Consider the following 14,811-nt stretch of genomic DNA (forward strand, 5'->3'; position numbering starts at 1 on the left):
GTTTCTCCAGAGATCTGGTCAAAAGTGTTCGGGTCGTCAGATCCAGGAATGGCGAGCCGGCAACTTGCCGTTGAGGCGATAGGCGCCGACCGCGTGGTACTTCCAGCGCACCGGGTCGTGCAAGGTGTGCACCCGGGCGTTGCGCCAGTGACGGTCGAGGTTGAATTCGGCGAGGGTCGCGCGGCTGCCGGCCAGTTCGAAGAGTTTTTCGCTGGCCAGCAGCGAGATCTCGGTGGTCAGCACCTTGGCTTCGGCCACGGCAATCGAGGCGCGGGCGGCGGATTCGGCGGTCAGTGGCGCGGCGTGCACCTGATCCAGCACCTGCCCGGCCTTGCGCAGCAGCGCTTCAGCGGCGTGCAGTTCGATTTTCAGTTTGCCGATATCGGCGATCACGTAGAGATCGTCGCTGGCGCGTTCGACGTTGGCGTCGATCCACGGCCGGGCGCGAGTCTTGACGAATTCGATGGCGTCATCGATCGCGCCACGGGCGATGCCGGCGTCGATCGCGGCCTGAATCAGCTGCGACACCGCGCCTTGGGTGTTGGGCTTTTCGTTGATCTTCCAGTTGTCCACCACGAGGCCGGCATCGACCCGCACGTTGTTCAACAGGATCGTGCCGCTGGCGGTGGTGCGCTGGCCGAAACCGGACCAGTCATCGACGATGCGCAATCCCGGCGTGCCGCGACGGACGAAGGCCAGGACTTGCTTGCCGTCATCGTTGAGCGCCTTGACCGCCACCCAGTGGGCGAACAGGGCGCCGGTGGAGTAGAACTTCTGGCCGTTGATTACGTAGTCGTCGCCGTCGGCGGTAATGCGCGCTTTCAGTTCCAGGGTGTTCTTGGTGCCGCGTTCAGGCCCGGCGTTACCGATGCGCCAGCCTTCGAGCACGCTCTGCAGCAGATGCTTTTTCTGCTGCTCGGTGGCGCTGCCGAGGATCAGGTTGATGATGCCGAACTGGTTCTGCGGGATCTGCCCCAATGCCGGGTCAGCCGCGGAAATGATCGCGAACACTTCGGCCAGGGTGACGAAGGAAACCTGCGGGCCGCCGTACTCGCGCGGAATCGCGATGCTGCCGAGGCCGCTGCGGGTGAACTGTTCGATTTCCGACCACGGCAGCTTGCGCTGGCGGTCACGTTTGGCGGCCTGCACGCGGGCGACTTGCGCCAGCTCATGGGCGGCCTTGATGGCTTGAGCGTCGTTGCGCAGCACTTGTGCGGGCAACAACAATGGGGCGATGTCCAGGTCACTCTGGACGTTTGCGTCTGCCAGACTGGACATCAGTGCCGCTCCTTGGCTGCACGCAATGCCCTGGCGATCCGCACTGGGGTGATTGTGTTCCGGACCATGTTACCTACCTCACATCTCATGAAAAACGCCGCAAAAGTGCGGCGAACGAAAGAATGTCCGGTGGTCCGGTTCATATACCCTAAGCGCGTATAAAATTTAAATAAACTAACTTTTAGGAATATGTATAGAAGGGGGCGTGGTCCGGTTGGTTAAGCGGGCGGCGGCGAGGGAAGGCGCCCCTCGCCGGTTGTCGTGGATCAATTTTTTTGCGGCTCTGCCGCCTTCAGCGTTTCCTTGAGCGGCACCTTGAGGTAGGGATTCACACAACCGATCTTCAGTGTTCGCGGCGGCGCCCAGCGCGAGTTGTTGCCGACCCGGTCGAGGATGCAGTAGGTCACGTCCAGCCGCAGGTCCTCGCCGGCCTCGGTGATGATCGCCGGCGGCACCCAGACCTGAATCGGCTTGTCGATATCGGCCGTGGTGATGCGCGCCAGATCCATCCGTACATCGCCCCAGCGCAGGGTGATGGCGTCGCCTTCGGCCATGTTCAGATAGGGCTCGATGGTCAGCGGTACGCCGCGTTTGATCTGGTTCGCGTTGACGCCTTGACGACGAATGGTGTCGGGCAGGGTCACGGGGGCGAGTTGCTGGTTTTCGTCGCCACACAGCGCTGGAGGCTGTCCACCTGGGCAGTCGAGTTTGACCGTGACCCGCGCCGCTGCCGACAACGATGGTCCGTGACCCACCCGCATGACCCGGTAGTGGATGCGAGACGGACCGCTGGCGATAAAGCTCTCCGGCACACGCAGACTGACGGGGGTGGCGACGTCCTGCGCTGTCAGCACGTGAGAGGCGACATAGCAGTTGTTCCAGAACAGTTCGATCAGATCGCCGATGTCCATGTCCGGGTAGGGCGGCACATCGACCAGCAGATGAGCCGCTGCTGCGAGGTTGATGCCGTGGTTTTGGGATGGCGCCAGGCTCGGCGCGGCCAGTTCGGGGATGTGCGAAGTGCGGGTCATGAAATCCTCTCCTTGAAGCCTTGCAGCGAAATCCGTTTCTGAAAGTTCAAAAGGCCAGAATTGCCTGGTAATAAAAACAGGATCTTTCGGCCAGTCGTTATTGGGTTTTGTTGATGTAGCGGGTTGCGATGAGTGACTAGATAAAAGTTCGCCGAATGGCATGTCAACGGACAGGATTATTTAATTGAAGAATTACGGATTTATCAGAAGCTTCCTACGCGGATAAGGCACTCTACTTATTCTCCATAGCGAATCGGGCCACAGCTTTTGCCGGATTTTATTGCTCTGCCGTCGGTCGGTTTGTACAGCTGGAAATTTGGAGGGGACGAACTTTAATCGCGGGGAGACTGTTGCAGGACATATATATGTAATGCAGTCGCTTGATTAAGTTTTTATTTGGGAGGGTGTAAGCGAAACTTCCGTCCATGGAAGTTTGTATTCGGGGAAGTTTGCAGGTCAGCCGTTGTTTCTGAACTTGCTGAGGAACTGTCGAGTGCGTTCTTCTTTCGGATTGGCAAACAACGCTTTCGCTTCACCTTGTTCGACGATCACGCCTTTATCGAAAAACACCACGCGGTTGGCCACATCACGGGCGAACGCCATTTCGTGGGTGACGATGACCATGGTGCGTTTCTCCTCGGCGAGGCCGCGGATGGTTGCCAGCACTTCACCTACCAGTTCCGGATCGAGGGCCGAGGTCGGCTCGTCGAACAGGATCACTTCCGGCTCCATCGCCAGCGCCCGGGCAATCGCCACGCGCTGTTGCTGGCCACCGGACAGGCGCCGTGGGTAGGCGTCTTCCTTGCCCGCCAGGCCGACCTTGGCCAGCAGCTTCTTGCCCAGGGCAATGGCTGCATCGCGGGGCGTCTTCTTGACCACGATCGGGCCTTCGATGACGTTTTCCAGAGCGGTGCGGTGCGGGAACAGGTTGAAGTTCTGGAACACGAAGCCCACGTGCTGGCGCAGGTTGCGCACCAGGCTCTGCTGCTGGTTCAGCGGGCGGCTGGTATCGATCTCGATCTCGCCAACCTTGATCCGGCCGCTGGTGGGTTGTTCGAGGAAGTTCAGGCAGCGCAGGAACGTGGTCTTGCCCGAGCCGCTGGGGCCGATGATTGCCACGACCTCACCTTCCTTCACCTCCAGATCAATGCCGTTGAGCACGACTTGACCCTTGAACTGCTTTGTCAGTTTTTCCACGACAATCATGGGGTCAGGACTCCTGGTCGTGCCGATTGACCCGCTCTTCCAACTTGTTCTGGAAGTGCGACAGCACCGTGGCCAGAATCCAGTAGATCAGCGCGGCGGCAAGATACATGGTGAAGACTTCGAAAGTCCGGGCGGTAATCAGCTGTGCCTGACGGAACAGCTCCGGCACCTGAATGGTGGCGGCCAGTGCGGTGTCCTTGACCAGCGAAATGAAGCTGTTGCCCAGCGGCGGCAAGGCCGTGCGCATGGCCTGCGGCAGGATGGCCCGGCGCAGGGTCTGCGCGCGGGTCATGCCGATGCTCGCAGCGGCTTCCCACTGGCCGCGTTCGATCGAACCGATCGCGGACCGCAGGATTTCACAGGCGTAGGCAGCCATGTTCAGCGAGAAGCCGATCAGCGCCGCCGGCAGCGGGTCGAGTTCCAGACCCATTTGCGGCAAGCCGTAATAGATCACGAACAGCTGGACCAGCAACGGCGTGCCGCGAAAGAACGACACGTAGATGCGGGCCAGCCAGCTGACCGACTTGAAGCGCGACAGGCGCATCAACGCCAGGCCAAAGCCCAGCAGCAGGCCGAAGAACATGCCGCCCAGGCTGAGGATTACCGTGTAGTACGCGCCCTTCAACAGGAAGGGCGCGGAGTCCAGAGCGAGTTGGAAAGCTTCTTCCATTATTGGGTGACGTCAGCGTTGAAGTATTTCTTGGACAGCTTCTCAAGGGTGCCGTCGGCACGCAGTTCGTCGAGGGCCTTGTTCACGGCGGCCAGCAGTTCAGGCTCGCCTTTGCGCAGGGCGATACCGGCTTCCTGACGCGAGAAGGCTTCACCGGCGGCGACGGTTTTCGGCGCTTTCTTGGCGTATTCCAGTGCAGCCAGACGGTCGATCAGGATCGCGTCGGTACGGCCGTTGTTCAGGTCGGCGAACTTGGTCGGATCATCGTCGTAGGTGCGCACGTCGGCCCCCGGCACGTTGGCGCGGACCCATTGTTCGTAGTTGGTGCCCAGGCCTACGCCGACTTTCTTGCCGGACAGGTCAGCGGCGGACTTGATGTTCAGCGCAGCTTCCTTGTCCTTCAGCACCAGCGCCTGAATCCCGGAGATGGTGTAGGGCTCGGAGAAGTCATACTTCTTCTTGCGCTCGTCGGAGATGGTCACTTGGTTGACCACAACGTCCAGACGCTTGGATTCCAGGGCCGCGAGGATGCCGTCCCATTTGGTCGGCTGAATCTTGGCCTTCACGCCCAGCTTCTTGGCCAGGGCTTCGGACAGCTCGACTTCGAAACCCGACAGCTTGCCGTCGGCATCGACGAAGCTGAACGGTGGGTAAGTGCCTTCCAGGCCGACGTTGATAACGCCTTTGTCCTTGATCTGTTGCAGTTGCTCACCGGCAACGGCGTTGCTGATCAGACCGGCGCTCAGTGCCAGGCCCAGCGAACCTACCAGCAGATTTCGACGTAGTGCGGAAAGAATCATGACAAGCCCCTGTGTTTTCTTATGGAAGACGCTTAAGGAAAGTTGGCGAATCCGGGAATTGGACGACAGCGCTATCCTGCCTTAAAGCAGCTTATGCGTCTCTCGCGAAATTCGCCTGCGGCGAGACTATATGACGGTTCTTTTAGAATGGAAAATAATGAATTTTCCGTTTGTTATTCATGTGTGGAATATGTGTTTTTCGTATTCCGGGATGCATTCCCACGCAGAGCGTGGGAACGAGCGCGTCAGAGAAAATCCTTGTACGCAAACAGCGCCGGGGCGCCGCCGGTGTGCAGGAAGATGATCGGACCGTCGTCGAAACGCCCGCGACCGATGCCGTCGAGCAACCCGGCCATGGCCTTGCCGGTGTAGACCGGATCGAGCAGCACGGCGTCCTGACTCGCCAGCAGTTTCACCGCCGCCAGGGTTCCGGCATTCGGCTCGCCGTAGCGCGGGCCGAAGTATTCGTCCCACAACTCGACCTTGAAGCTGTCCGGCAGCGCCACGCCCAGCAGGTCGGCAGTGCGTTCGGCAAGGCCCTGGACTTTCGGGCGCTGATCTTCTTCGCTGCGCGACACCGTCACGCCGATCACCGGCAGTTGTGGCAGGGCTTCACTCAACGCCAGCGCCAGACCGCTGTGAGTGCCGGCACTGCCCGAGGCCAGGACCACGGCGGAAAATTGCAGGCCGGTGTCCTTGATCTGTTCCGCCAGTTCCAGGCCGGCACGCACATAACCCAGCGCGCCGAGGGCGTTTGAGCCGCCGATCGGCACCAGATACGGCTTCTTGCCGTTGCTGCGCAGGCGCACGGCGAGGGCGGCCAGTTGTTCGTCGGCGTTGTCGAGGTTGTCGACCAGCTCGACCTTGGTGTCGAACAGGTCCAGCAGCAGGCGATTGCCGTTGCCGGTGTAGTTGCTGTCATCGGTGCCCAGCGGGTTTTCCAGCAGGGCCACGCAGCCCAGACCCAGTTTCGCGGCCAGCGCTGCGGTCTGGCGAACGTGGTTCGATTGCAGTGCGCCGGCGGTGATCAAGGTGTCCGCGCCTTGGGCGAGGGCATCGGCGGCGAGGTATTCGAGCTTGCGCAGCTTGTTGCCGCCCATGGCCAGCGGCGTCAGGTCATCACGCTTGATGTAGACATCGCGGCCGAGCCAGGTGGACAGGCGCTCGAGTTTTTCCAGTGGGGTCGGTTGGCCGAGCAGGTCGAGGCGGTTAAAGCGGTCCAGCTGTTGTTTGATCGGTTGTGTGGACATGGTTCCGTACTGATGCAAGGAGATGTCAGGACTATAGGCACGCCGATTTACCGGGGCAACCGCCAATCGCTTATAGCCAAATGTGCTTAAGCCAGCACTATCGGTTCTTAATTCGCCCCGGTGGGCTTGCCGTAAAGTAGTCGCCGTTGACGCGGCCAGACAGTCCGGCCGCCCGTGAGGAGTCTTTACCGTGAGCGAGCGTTCCAGCCATTGGCAATTGCAGACCATCGTCAGCCAGCTGCGTACCGCGCGGGATCAGTGGCGTGCGCAAAATGGCCGTGCTTCCGGCGAGCAGGGCGGGCGCGAGTTGCCGTCCCGTGATGCGATGGCGCAAATCCTTGAAGCCCTGTGCGGCGCACTGTTTCCGATGCGGCTGGGGCCGGTGGATCTGCGTGAGGAAAGCGAAGATTTTTACGTCGGCCATACCCTCGACGTTGCCTTGAATGCATTGCTGGCCCAGGCACGACTGGAACTGCGTTATGTAGCCCGCCACAGCGCCCAGGCTGACACTGAAGTCGAGGCGCAGGCGATCAGGATCATCCAGGATTTCGCCCTCGCGTTGCCGGGCTTGCGCAGCCTGCTCGACACCGATGTGCTGGCCGCGTATCACGGCGATCCGGCGGCGCGCAGCGTCGATGAAGTGCTGCTGTGCTATCCGGGGATTCTGGCGGTGATTCACCATCGTCTGGCTCACCATTTGTATCGCGCGGGCCTGCCGCTGCTGGCGCGGATCAGTTCGGAAATCGCCCACTCGGCGACCGGCATCGATATTCACCCGGGCGCGCAGATCGGCCGCAGTTTCTTCATCGACCACGGGACCGGCGTGGTGATCGGCGAGACCGCGATCATCGGCGAGCGCGTCAGGATCTATCAGGCGGTGACCCTCGGCGCCAAACGCTTCCCGGCGGACGAGGACGGCCAGTTGCAGAAGGGCCATCCACGCCATCCGATCGTCGAGGACGACGTGGTGATCTACGCCGGGGCGACGATTCTCGGGCGGATCACCATCGGCAAAGGCTCGACCATCGGCGGCAACGTGTGGCTGACCCGCAGCGTGCCGGCCGGGTGCAACCTGACCCAGGCCAATCTCCAGCATGATGACGGGACGCAGAAGTAATTTTTCTGTCTGATCGTTCCCGCGCAACGCGGGAACGATCGTCCTCGCCACAGCGTCATACCCCCTCTTGAGCTAGCGTACGAAAGGTACCGCTGAGCCCTGCGATTAGTCCTGAGCGTACTATCCATGTTTAACTTGAACGTTCATTCAAGTTAAACCGGCGGTTCGCTGCCCGCTCACAACAGGAGGCTTGCCTTTGCTGAGTCCGATCATTTCAGCCATTTTCCAACCCCTTGAGGTGCACCGTTCATGAGTGCATCGTCCACCCCCGCCAGCGGTCTGGTGCGCATGAATCCGCCGGTGTTCTGGTTCGCCGCGACGGTGATCCTGCTGTTCGGCCTGACGGTCATCGCCATGCCGGAACAGGCCGGCGCCTGGCTTCTCGAAGCGCAAAACTGGGCGGCCAATACGGTCGGCTGGTACTACATGCTCGCGATGACCCTGTATCTGGTCTTCGTGGTGGTCACCGCGTTATCGGGCTACGGCAAGATCAAACTCGGTGCCGACCACGACGAACCCGAATTCAGTTACCTGTCCTGGGCCGGCATGCTGTTCGCCGCCGGGATCAGCATCACGCTGTTTTTCTTCTGCGTGTCCGAGCCGCTGACCCACATGCTTCAGCCGCCGCAAGGCGAGGCCGGCACCGCGGAGGCGGCGCGTCAGGCGATGCAGATTCTGTTCCTGCACTGGGGCCTGCACGGCTGGGGCGTGTTCGCCTTCGTCGGGATGGCGCTGGCGTATTTCGCCTACCGGCATAACCTGCCGCTGGCCCTGCGTTCGGCGCTGTATCCGCTGATCGGCAAGCGCATCAACGGCCCCATCGGCTACGCGGTGGACGGCTTCGGCATCATCGCCACGGTGTTCGGCCTCGGTGCGGACATGGGCTTCGGCGTGCTCCATCTCAACTCCGGTCTGGACTACCTGTTCGGTATCGCCCACACCCAGTGGATTCAGGTCGGCCTGATCACGCTGATGATGGGCGCGGCGATCATCGTCGCCGTCTCCGGTGTGGATAAAGGCGTGCGGGTCATGTCCGACATCAACATGCTGCTGGCCTGTGCGCTGCTGTTGTTCGTGTTGTTCGCCGGCCCCACCCAGCATTTGCTCAACACCCTGATCCAGAATCTGGGCGACTACCTCGGCGCGTTGCCGATGAAGAGTTTCGACCTCTACGCCTACGACAAACCGAGCGACTGGCTCGGCGGCTGGACAGTCTTTTACTGGGCCTGGTGGATCGCGTGGTCGCCGTTCGTGGGCCTGTTCATCGCACGGATTTCCCGTGGCCGGACCATTCGCGAATTCGTCTTCGGCGTGCTGCTGATTCCGCTCGGTTTCACCCTGGCGTGGATGTCGATCTTCGGCAACAGCGCCATCGACCAGGTGCTCAATCACGGTATGTCGGCGCTGGGCATGTCGGCCCTCGACAACCCGTCGATGACTCTCTATCTGCTGCTGGAAACCTATCCGTGGAGCAAGACCGTCATCGCGGTGACGGTGTTCATCAGCTTCGTGTTCTTCGTCACCTCCGCCGACTCCGGCACCGTAGTGCTCTCGACCCTGTCGGCCAAGGGCGGCAACCCGGATGAAGACGGTCCGAAATGGCTGCGGGTGTTCTGGGGTGCGATGACCGCGCTGATCACCAGTGCGCTGCTGTTCTCCGGCAGCATCGATGCGCTGAAGTCGGCGGTGGTGCTGACCTCGTTGCCGTTCTCGCTGATTCTGCTGCTGATGATGTGGGGCCTGCACAAGGCGTTCTACCTGGAGTCGCAGAAGCAGATCGCGCAACTGCATTCGCTGGCGCCGGTGTCCGGTTCACGGCGGGGCAAGGGCGGCTGGCGTCAGCGTCTGAGCCAGGCCGTGCACTTCCCGTCGCGCGACGAGGTGTACCGCTTCATGGACACCACGGTGAAACCGGCCATCGAAGAAGTGACGGCCGTGTTCGCCGAGAAAGGCCTGAACGTGGTCACCCAACCGGATCCGGCGCACGACAGCGTCAGCCTGGAAATCGGTCACGGTGAACAGCACCCGTTCATCTACCAGGTGCAGATGCGCGGCTACTTCACGCCGTCGTTCGCCCGTGGCGGCATGGGCTCCAAGCAGCTCAACAATCGCCGCTACTACCGCGCTGAAGTGCACTTGAGCGAGGGCAGTCAGGACTACGATCTGGTCGGTTACACGAAAGAGCAGATCATCAACGACATCCTCGACCAGTACGAACGGCACATGCAGTTCCTGCATCTGGTGCGTTGATCGGGGCAGGGCGCCGGGACGATTCAGGTCTCGGCGCTCAGCACCATGAACAACACCATCGCCGCCAGCGGCACGCCATAAACGGCGCTGCCGATCGCAATCTCCGAACCCAACGGCTGCCCGGCGTGGACCACACCGACCGCACCATTGATCACCGTCAACGCCAGCCACAACGCCGCGAAACCATAGGCCAGCGTCTGCCGACTGAAGCCGATGCGCTCGCCGATGTAAAACATCAGCGCCAGCAGGATCAGGCCGAAGAAGATGATGATTGCGGTGTGCATGGATGTGCCTGCGGGATGTGCGGTGTTTGATCGGACGATTTCGCGGGCAAGCCCGCAAAGGCGCCACCTCGGTTTCATTTAGAGCATAGCCAAACCCGCCCACGCCATATTCGTCAGGTACTTTCCCGCTCAATGACCGTGCACTGCAGCAGGTTCAGCCGCTGCACCTCATCGCTCGGCAACACGCCAAGGCTTTCCAGCACCCGCGTCGCTGCCAGTACGCCGATCTCCAGCGCCGGCGGTTTGATCGTGCTCAGGCTCGGCAGCAGCATCTCGGCGAACGGGTAGTCGCCAAAGCCGAGGACGGCGCAGTCTTCGGGGATGTTGAGGCCGGCGCGTTGTCCGGCGAGCAGGCCGCCGGCGGCGAGGTTGTCGTTGGCGAAGATGATCGCGTCCGGGCGTGGGGAGGCGTTCATCAGCGCTTGCATCGCTTGCTTGCCGGCCTCGAACGGGGCGCGATCGGCGTCGGGTGCGAATACCCAGGGCTCAAGTCCTAGCTTGCGCACGGTCGCGGCGTAACCGTCGCGGCGTTCCAGTGCGCTGAAGTCGCCGGGTGCGCTGTTCTGCACGAAGGCGATGCGTCGATAGCCTTTGTCGTGCAGATAACGAGCGGCGCTGACACCCACTTCGAAGTGAGAAAAGCCGATCTGCATCGGCTCACGCTCCGGTTGGTAATCCCAGGTTTCGATCACCGGGATATCTGCCTCGGCGAGCATCTTTTCCGTGCCCGCGCTATGGAAGTGACTGGTGACCACCAACGCTGCCGGCGACCAGCCGAGGAATGCCCGCACCGCGTTTTCTTCCTGCTCGGCGCTGAAGTAACTCGATGCCAGAAGTAGCTGATAGCCGTGACGGCTGAGGGTGTCGCTGAAGCCCTGAATGGTGTTGGCGAAGATCGGCCCGGAGATGTTCGGGATCACCATGCCGACGATTTTCCCCCGCGCCGAGGCGAGCCCGCCGGCCACCAGATTCGGCACGTATCCCAGCTCGGCGACCACCGCCGCGATCCGTTCGCGGCGTTCGGGCGAGACCTGTTCCGGCTGGTTGAAGTAGCGCGACACGGTGATCGCCGAAACACCGGCCTGGCGCGCCACCGCGTTGAGGGTCACGCGACCGGCGCCACGGCGTTTGCGGGGCTTTTCTTCGCTCAAGGCTCGATCCTTCTTAAAAACCAAAACGCATATAAAAGTAATTTTTCAGTATTGGACGGTCTATGTCCGGCTTGCCAATACTGGCGATGTTAGCGCTAACAAAGCGCGTTGTCTGCTACTCGCTCGAGCGAATGCCCAAGACACCGAGACAGGCGCTGTCGTCGCAGAACGGCAGCGGTTCAGGGCAACTTTTCGAGCGGGCAAACATGCACAACATTCCTGGGGCGACACATAAACTGGCGCAATCGATCCGCGCTGCGGGCTGGCTACTCACCGGGCTGGCTGCGCTGCCGCTGCCCGCCGCGTTCGCCGCGGACAGCACCGATCAGGAGCCGACACTCAAGTCCGTCACGGTCACCGCCACCCGCCGCGAAGAGTCGCTGCAAAAGGTGCCGGTGGCGGTGTCGGTGATCGATGGCGAGCAGCTGGAACGCGACAACCGCAACAGCGTGGCGAGCATCGTCCAGCAGGTGCCGTCGCTGAATTTCCGCACTGGCGCATCGAACAAGGACACCTCGTTGTTCGTGCGCGGCGTGGGGACGATTTCCACCTCGCCGGGCGTCGAACCGACGGTGGCCACGGTGATTGATGGCGTGGTTTATGCGCGCCCCGGCCAATCCACTCTGGATCTGCTGGACCTGGAACGCGTCGAAGTCCTGCGCGGCCCGCAAGGCACGCTGTTCGGCAAGAACGCCTCGGCCGGTGTGCTGAACATCACCAGCAAGGCGCCGACCGCCGAGACCCACGGCTACATCGATCAGTCGTACTACAGCGGCAACGAAAGCCGCACCCGTTTCGGCATCGGCGGCAGCCTGATTCCGGACACGCTCAAGGGCTCGATCAGCACCTTGTTCGGCAGCTACGACGGCAACGTCGACAACCAGCACAACGGTCAGGAGGTCAACGGCTACAACCATCGCGGCGTGCGCGGCAAACTGGAATTCACCCCGAACGACGACATCACCTTCACCCTGATCGCCGACTACATGCAGTCCCACGATGACGGCCCCAACGGCGTCGTGACCAAGGCTCTGACCCCGGCCTTCGCGAATGCGTTGAGCCCGGTCGGCGCCACCAGCCACAATCGCGACATCAACACCGACACCCGTTCCCACGTTGAGGACACCAACAAGGGCCTGTCCGGCCAGCTCGACTGGCAACTGGGCGATTACACCCTGACGTCGATCACTGCGTGGCGTGGCTGGGACAACACCCAATATCAGGACGGCGACCGCCTCGGCACGGTGACGGCCGCGTTCCCCGGCACGGCGGACAAGGGCGATCTGGCTTTCGACCAGTACTCGCAGGAGTTGCGTCTGGCCTCGCCGAAAGGCGAGTTCCTCGAATACGTCGGCGGCCTGTTCTACATGCACGGCAAGGACGAGGAAACCTATCAGCGCACGCTGACCACCACCACGCGCACTGATCGCGGCGTCGCCGATTACAGCACCACCAGCGACAGCTACGCAGTGTTCGGCGAGAGCACGCTGAACTTCACCTCGGATTTGCGTGGCATTGCCGGCCTGCGCTACACCCACGACGATCTTGAATACGATCACCGTCGCGTCTCCACTTCCGCCACAACTGTCAGCGGCATTCAACCGGCGACCCGCGGTTCCGGCTCGGTGGATGAGGACGGCTGGTCGGGACGGCTCGGTTTGCAGTACGACCTGAGCGATACCGTCACCACTTACCTGACCTACTCGCGCGGCTACAAAGGCCCGGCCTACAACGTGTTCTTCAACATGCAGCCGCGCGACACGGAAGCGCTGAAACCGGAAACCTCCAACACCTGGGAGGCGGGGATCAAAGCCTCAAGCTGGAACAATCGCCTGACCACCAACCTGGCGGTTTTCCACAGCGACTACGACAACTATCAGGCGAACTTCTTCGACACCGTCGCCGGGCAAGTCGTAACGCGCCTGATCAACGCCGGCAGCGTCAGCACCGAGGGTGTGGAACTTGATTTCGCCCTGCAGGCGACCCAGCAACTGAAGTTCTCCGGCGCGCTGGCCTACACCCGCGCCCGCATCGACGAGTTCGCCTGCCCGGCGGGCGCGGCGGCGTCGTGCAACGTCAACGGCAAACCGCTGCCGTTCAGCCCGGACTGGAAAAGCTACGTGCGGGCCGACTACACGATCCCGCTGGATAACGGCCTGGATATCGAACTCGGCACCGATTACAGCTGGCAGAGCGAAGTGCAGTACGACATCAGCCAGAACGCCGATACCAAACAGGGCGCCTACGGCCTCTGGAACGCCAGCGTGGCTCTGGCCGATTACACCAACGGCTGGCGCGTGGCGTTGCTCGGCAAGAACCTCACCGACAAGTCGTATTCGCCATTGCTCGCCAGCGGTGGCAACTACATCTACCGCGCTGTGCCTCGCGACGACGAGCGCTACTTCGGCGTGCAACTGCGCAAGGACTTCTGAGATGAGCAGACAGCTGAAACTCGGCGCGTTCCTCATGGCCACCGGGCACCACGTTGCCGCGTGGCGTCACCCGGGAGTGCCGGCCAACGCCGGGCTGGATTTCGCCCATTACAAACGCCTGGCGCAGATTGCCGAGGCGGCGAAGTTCGACACTCTGTTCGTCGCCGACAGCGTCGCCGCCCCGACCCAGGACATCGCCAGCCGCATGGCCCGTTCGGATCACTTCGAACCGTTGACGTTGCTCTCGGCCTTGAGCGCGGTGACCGAGCACATCGGCCTGATTGCCACCGCGACCACCAGCTACAACGAGCCGTACCACGTGGCGCGCAAGTTCGCTTCGCTCGATCACCTGTCCGGCGGGCGAGCGGGGTGGAACTTGGTGACCTCGGACAACGCCGCCGAAGCGCAGAACTTCGGCCGCGACGAACACATCGGTCACGCCGAACGCTACAGCCGCGCCCGGGAATTTCATCAGGTGGTCACCGGGCTTTGGGACAGTTGGCAGGACGATGCCTTCATTCGCGACAAGGCCAGCGGCGCGTATTACCACCCGGAAAAGCTGCACGTGCTGAATCACGTCGGCGAGCACTTCAAGGTCAAAGGCCCGCTGAATGTCGCGCGTTCGCCACAGGGGCAGCCAGTGATCGTGCAGGCCGGCTCGTCGGAAACCGGGCGTGAACTGGCGGCGCAGACGGCCGAAGTGGTGTTCACCGCGCAGACTTCACTGGCCAGCGCCCAAGCCTTCTACGCCGACCTCAAGGGCCGCTTGCCGAAGTACGGACGCAGTGCCGATTCGCTGAAAATCATGCCCGGCGTGTTTGTCGTGGTCGGGCAGACGGAAGCCCAAGCGCAGGAAAAATGTGAAACGTTTCAGCAATTGGTCGAACCCGAGGTTGGCGTCGCCCTGCTTGGGCGTATGCTGGGCAACTTCGATCTGTCGAAGTACCCGCTGGACGGGCCGCTGCCGGAGTTGCCGCTGACTGACAGCGGCCAGCAAAGCCGACAGAAACTGCTGACCGAACTGGCCGGCCGAGAACATCTGACCCTGGCCGAACTGGGTCGCAGAATCGCTGGCGGTCGCGGGCATTACAGCGTCGTCGGCACTCCGGCGCAGATTGCCGACCGTTTGCAGGAATGGTTCGAGCAGGGCGCGGCGGACGGTTTCAACGTGCTGGTGCCACATCTGCCCGGCGGGCTCGAAGACTTCGCCAATGGCGTGGTCCCGGAACTGCAACGGCGTGGGCTGTTCAGAACCGAATACGAGGGCCGGACCTTGCGCCAGAACCTTGGCCTCGCCCGGCCCGGCAATAGATTTGCGTAGCAATCGACACCTGATTCAAGA

The 14,811-nt window shown here is 61.9% G+C and carries 12 protein-coding genes; 4 read left to right on the forward strand and 8 right to left on the reverse strand.

Annotated elements, in window-relative coordinates:
* Positions 1-36: 36 nt before the first annotated feature.
* From EIY71_RS13195 to EIY71_RS13225, 6 genes are all read right to left on the reverse strand, one after another.
* A complete protein-coding gene (locus EIY71_RS13195; RefSeq protein ID WP_011331944.1) occupies positions 37-1,278 on the reverse strand; it encodes an SfnB family sulfur acquisition oxidoreductase in 1,242 nt (413 codons plus the stop codon).
* Between the two features lie 266 nt (positions 1,279-1,544).
* Entirely contained in the window at positions 1,545-2,309 is a 765-nt protein-coding gene (locus tag EIY71_RS13205; RefSeq protein WP_134021948.1) for a hypothetical protein, read from the reverse strand.
* Positions 2,310-2,765: 456 nt separating this feature from the next.
* Positions 2,766-3,515 carry an L-cystine ABC transporter ATP-binding protein TcyN gene (gene tcyN / locus EIY71_RS13210; RefSeq protein WP_085684197.1) on the reverse strand — a complete coding sequence of 250 codons (750 nt, stop codon included), beginning with the start codon at positions 3,513-3,515 and terminating at the stop codon, positions 2,766-2,768.
* A gap of 4 nt (positions 3,516-3,519) precedes the next feature.
* Positions 3,520-4,185: a cystine ABC transporter permease gene (tcyL, locus tag EIY71_RS13215; protein WP_085746331.1), complete on the reverse strand. Its 666-nt coding sequence runs from the start codon at positions 4,183-4,185 to the stop codon at positions 3,520-3,522.
* Positions 4,185-4,985 (reverse strand): cystine ABC transporter substrate-binding protein, encoded by an 801-nt coding sequence (gene tcyJ / locus EIY71_RS13220; protein ID WP_085746332.1) that lies wholly within the window; start codon positions 4,983-4,985, stop codon positions 4,185-4,187. The genes tcyL and tcyJ overlap by 1 nt, the downstream gene beginning before the upstream one ends.
* A gap of 245 nt (positions 4,986-5,230) precedes the next feature.
* Positions 5,231-6,235: a D-cysteine desulfhydrase gene (locus tag EIY71_RS13225; RefSeq protein ID WP_007952732.1), complete on the reverse strand. Its 1,005-nt coding sequence runs from the start codon at positions 6,233-6,235 to the stop codon at positions 5,231-5,233.
* Between the two features lie 190 nt (positions 6,236-6,425).
* On the opposite strand from EIY71_RS13225, the gene epsC reads away from it, so the two are divergent.
* Positions 6,426-7,352: a serine O-acetyltransferase EpsC gene (epsC, locus tag EIY71_RS13230; RefSeq protein ID WP_007952730.1), complete on the forward strand. Its 927-nt coding sequence runs from the start codon at positions 6,426-6,428 to the stop codon at positions 7,350-7,352.
* 288 nt (positions 7,353-7,640) lie between these two features.
* Positions 7,641-9,602 carry a choline transporter BetT gene (gene betT / locus EIY71_RS13235; RefSeq protein ID WP_164872166.1) on the forward strand — a complete coding sequence of 654 codons (1,962 nt, stop codon included), beginning with the start codon at positions 7,641-7,643 and terminating at the stop codon, positions 9,600-9,602.
* A gap of 23 nt (positions 9,603-9,625) precedes the next feature.
* Here betT and EIY71_RS13240 read toward each other — a convergent pair whose 3' ends face one another.
* Together EIY71_RS13240 and EIY71_RS13245 are read right to left on the reverse strand one after the other, a co-directional pair.
* Positions 9,626-9,886, reverse strand: coding sequence for a hypothetical protein (locus EIY71_RS13240; RefSeq protein WP_007952727.1), 261 nt, complete (start codon positions 9,884-9,886; stop codon positions 9,626-9,628).
* Between the two features lie 113 nt (positions 9,887-9,999).
* Positions 10,000-11,037, reverse strand: a complete 1,038-nt coding sequence (locus EIY71_RS13245) for a LacI family DNA-binding transcriptional regulator (protein WP_134021949.1) — start codon at positions 11,035-11,037, stop codon at positions 10,000-10,002.
* Positions 11,038-11,243: 206 nt separating this feature from the next.
* Here EIY71_RS13245 and EIY71_RS13250 point away from each other — a divergent pair, with 206 nt between their 5' ends.
* The gene (locus EIY71_RS13250; protein WP_134021951.1) at positions 11,244-13,469 is read left to right on the forward strand and encodes a TonB-dependent receptor; all 2,226 of its coding nucleotides are present in this window, start codon (positions 11,244-11,246) and stop codon (positions 13,467-13,469) included.
* A 1-nt stretch (position 13,470) separates the two neighbouring features.
* Positions 13,471-14,790, forward strand: coding sequence for an LLM class flavin-dependent oxidoreductase (locus EIY71_RS13255; protein ID WP_134021953.1), 1,320 nt, complete (start codon positions 13,471-13,473; stop codon positions 14,788-14,790).
* Positions 14,791-14,811: the final 21 nt, after the last annotated feature.

Source organism: Pseudomonas sp. CH235, from assembly GCF_004368175.1.
Lineage (GTDB): Bacteria > Pseudomonadota > Gammaproteobacteria > Pseudomonadales > Pseudomonadaceae > Aquipseudomonas > Aquipseudomonas paraglycinae.

What these genes read in the sequence shown, in the direction of transcription:
- EIY71_RS13250 (WP_134021951.1), top strand. Translation starts at nt 11,244, where the DNA reads ATGCACAACATTCCTGGGGCGACACATAAACTGGCGCAATCGATCCGC.
- EIY71_RS13240 (WP_007952727.1), bottom strand. Translation starts at nt 9,886, where the DNA reads ATGCACACCGCAATCATCATCTTCTTCGGCCTGATCCTGCTGGCGCTG.
- tcyN (WP_085684197.1), bottom strand. Translation starts at nt 3,515, where the DNA reads ATGATTGTCGTGGAAAAACTGACAAAGCAGTTCAAGGGTCAAGTCGTG.
- EIY71_RS13195 (WP_011331944.1), bottom strand. Translation starts at nt 1,278, where the DNA reads ATGTCCAGTCTGGCAGACGCAAACGTCCAGAGTGACCTGGACATCGCC.
- EIY71_RS13255 (WP_134021953.1), top strand. Translation starts at nt 13,471, where the DNA reads ATGAGCAGACAGCTGAAACTCGGCGCGTTCCTCATGGCCACCGGGCAC.
- EIY71_RS13225 (WP_007952732.1), bottom strand. Translation starts at nt 6,235, where the DNA reads ATGTCCACACAACCGATCAAACAACAGCTGGACCGCTTTAACCGCCTC.
- tcyJ (WP_085746332.1), bottom strand. Translation starts at nt 4,985, where the DNA reads ATGATTCTTTCCGCACTACGTCGAAATCTGCTGGTAGGTTCGCTGGGC.
- EIY71_RS13205 (WP_134021948.1), bottom strand. Translation starts at nt 2,309, where the DNA reads ATGACCCGCACTTCGCACATCCCCGAACTGGCCGCGCCGAGCCTGGCG.
- tcyL (WP_085746331.1), bottom strand. Translation starts at nt 4,185, where the DNA reads ATGGAAGAAGCTTTCCAACTCGCTCTGGACTCCGCGCCCTTCCTGTTG.
- betT (WP_164872166.1), top strand. Translation starts at nt 7,641, where the DNA reads ATGAATCCGCCGGTGTTCTGGTTCGCCGCGACGGTGATCCTGCTGTTC.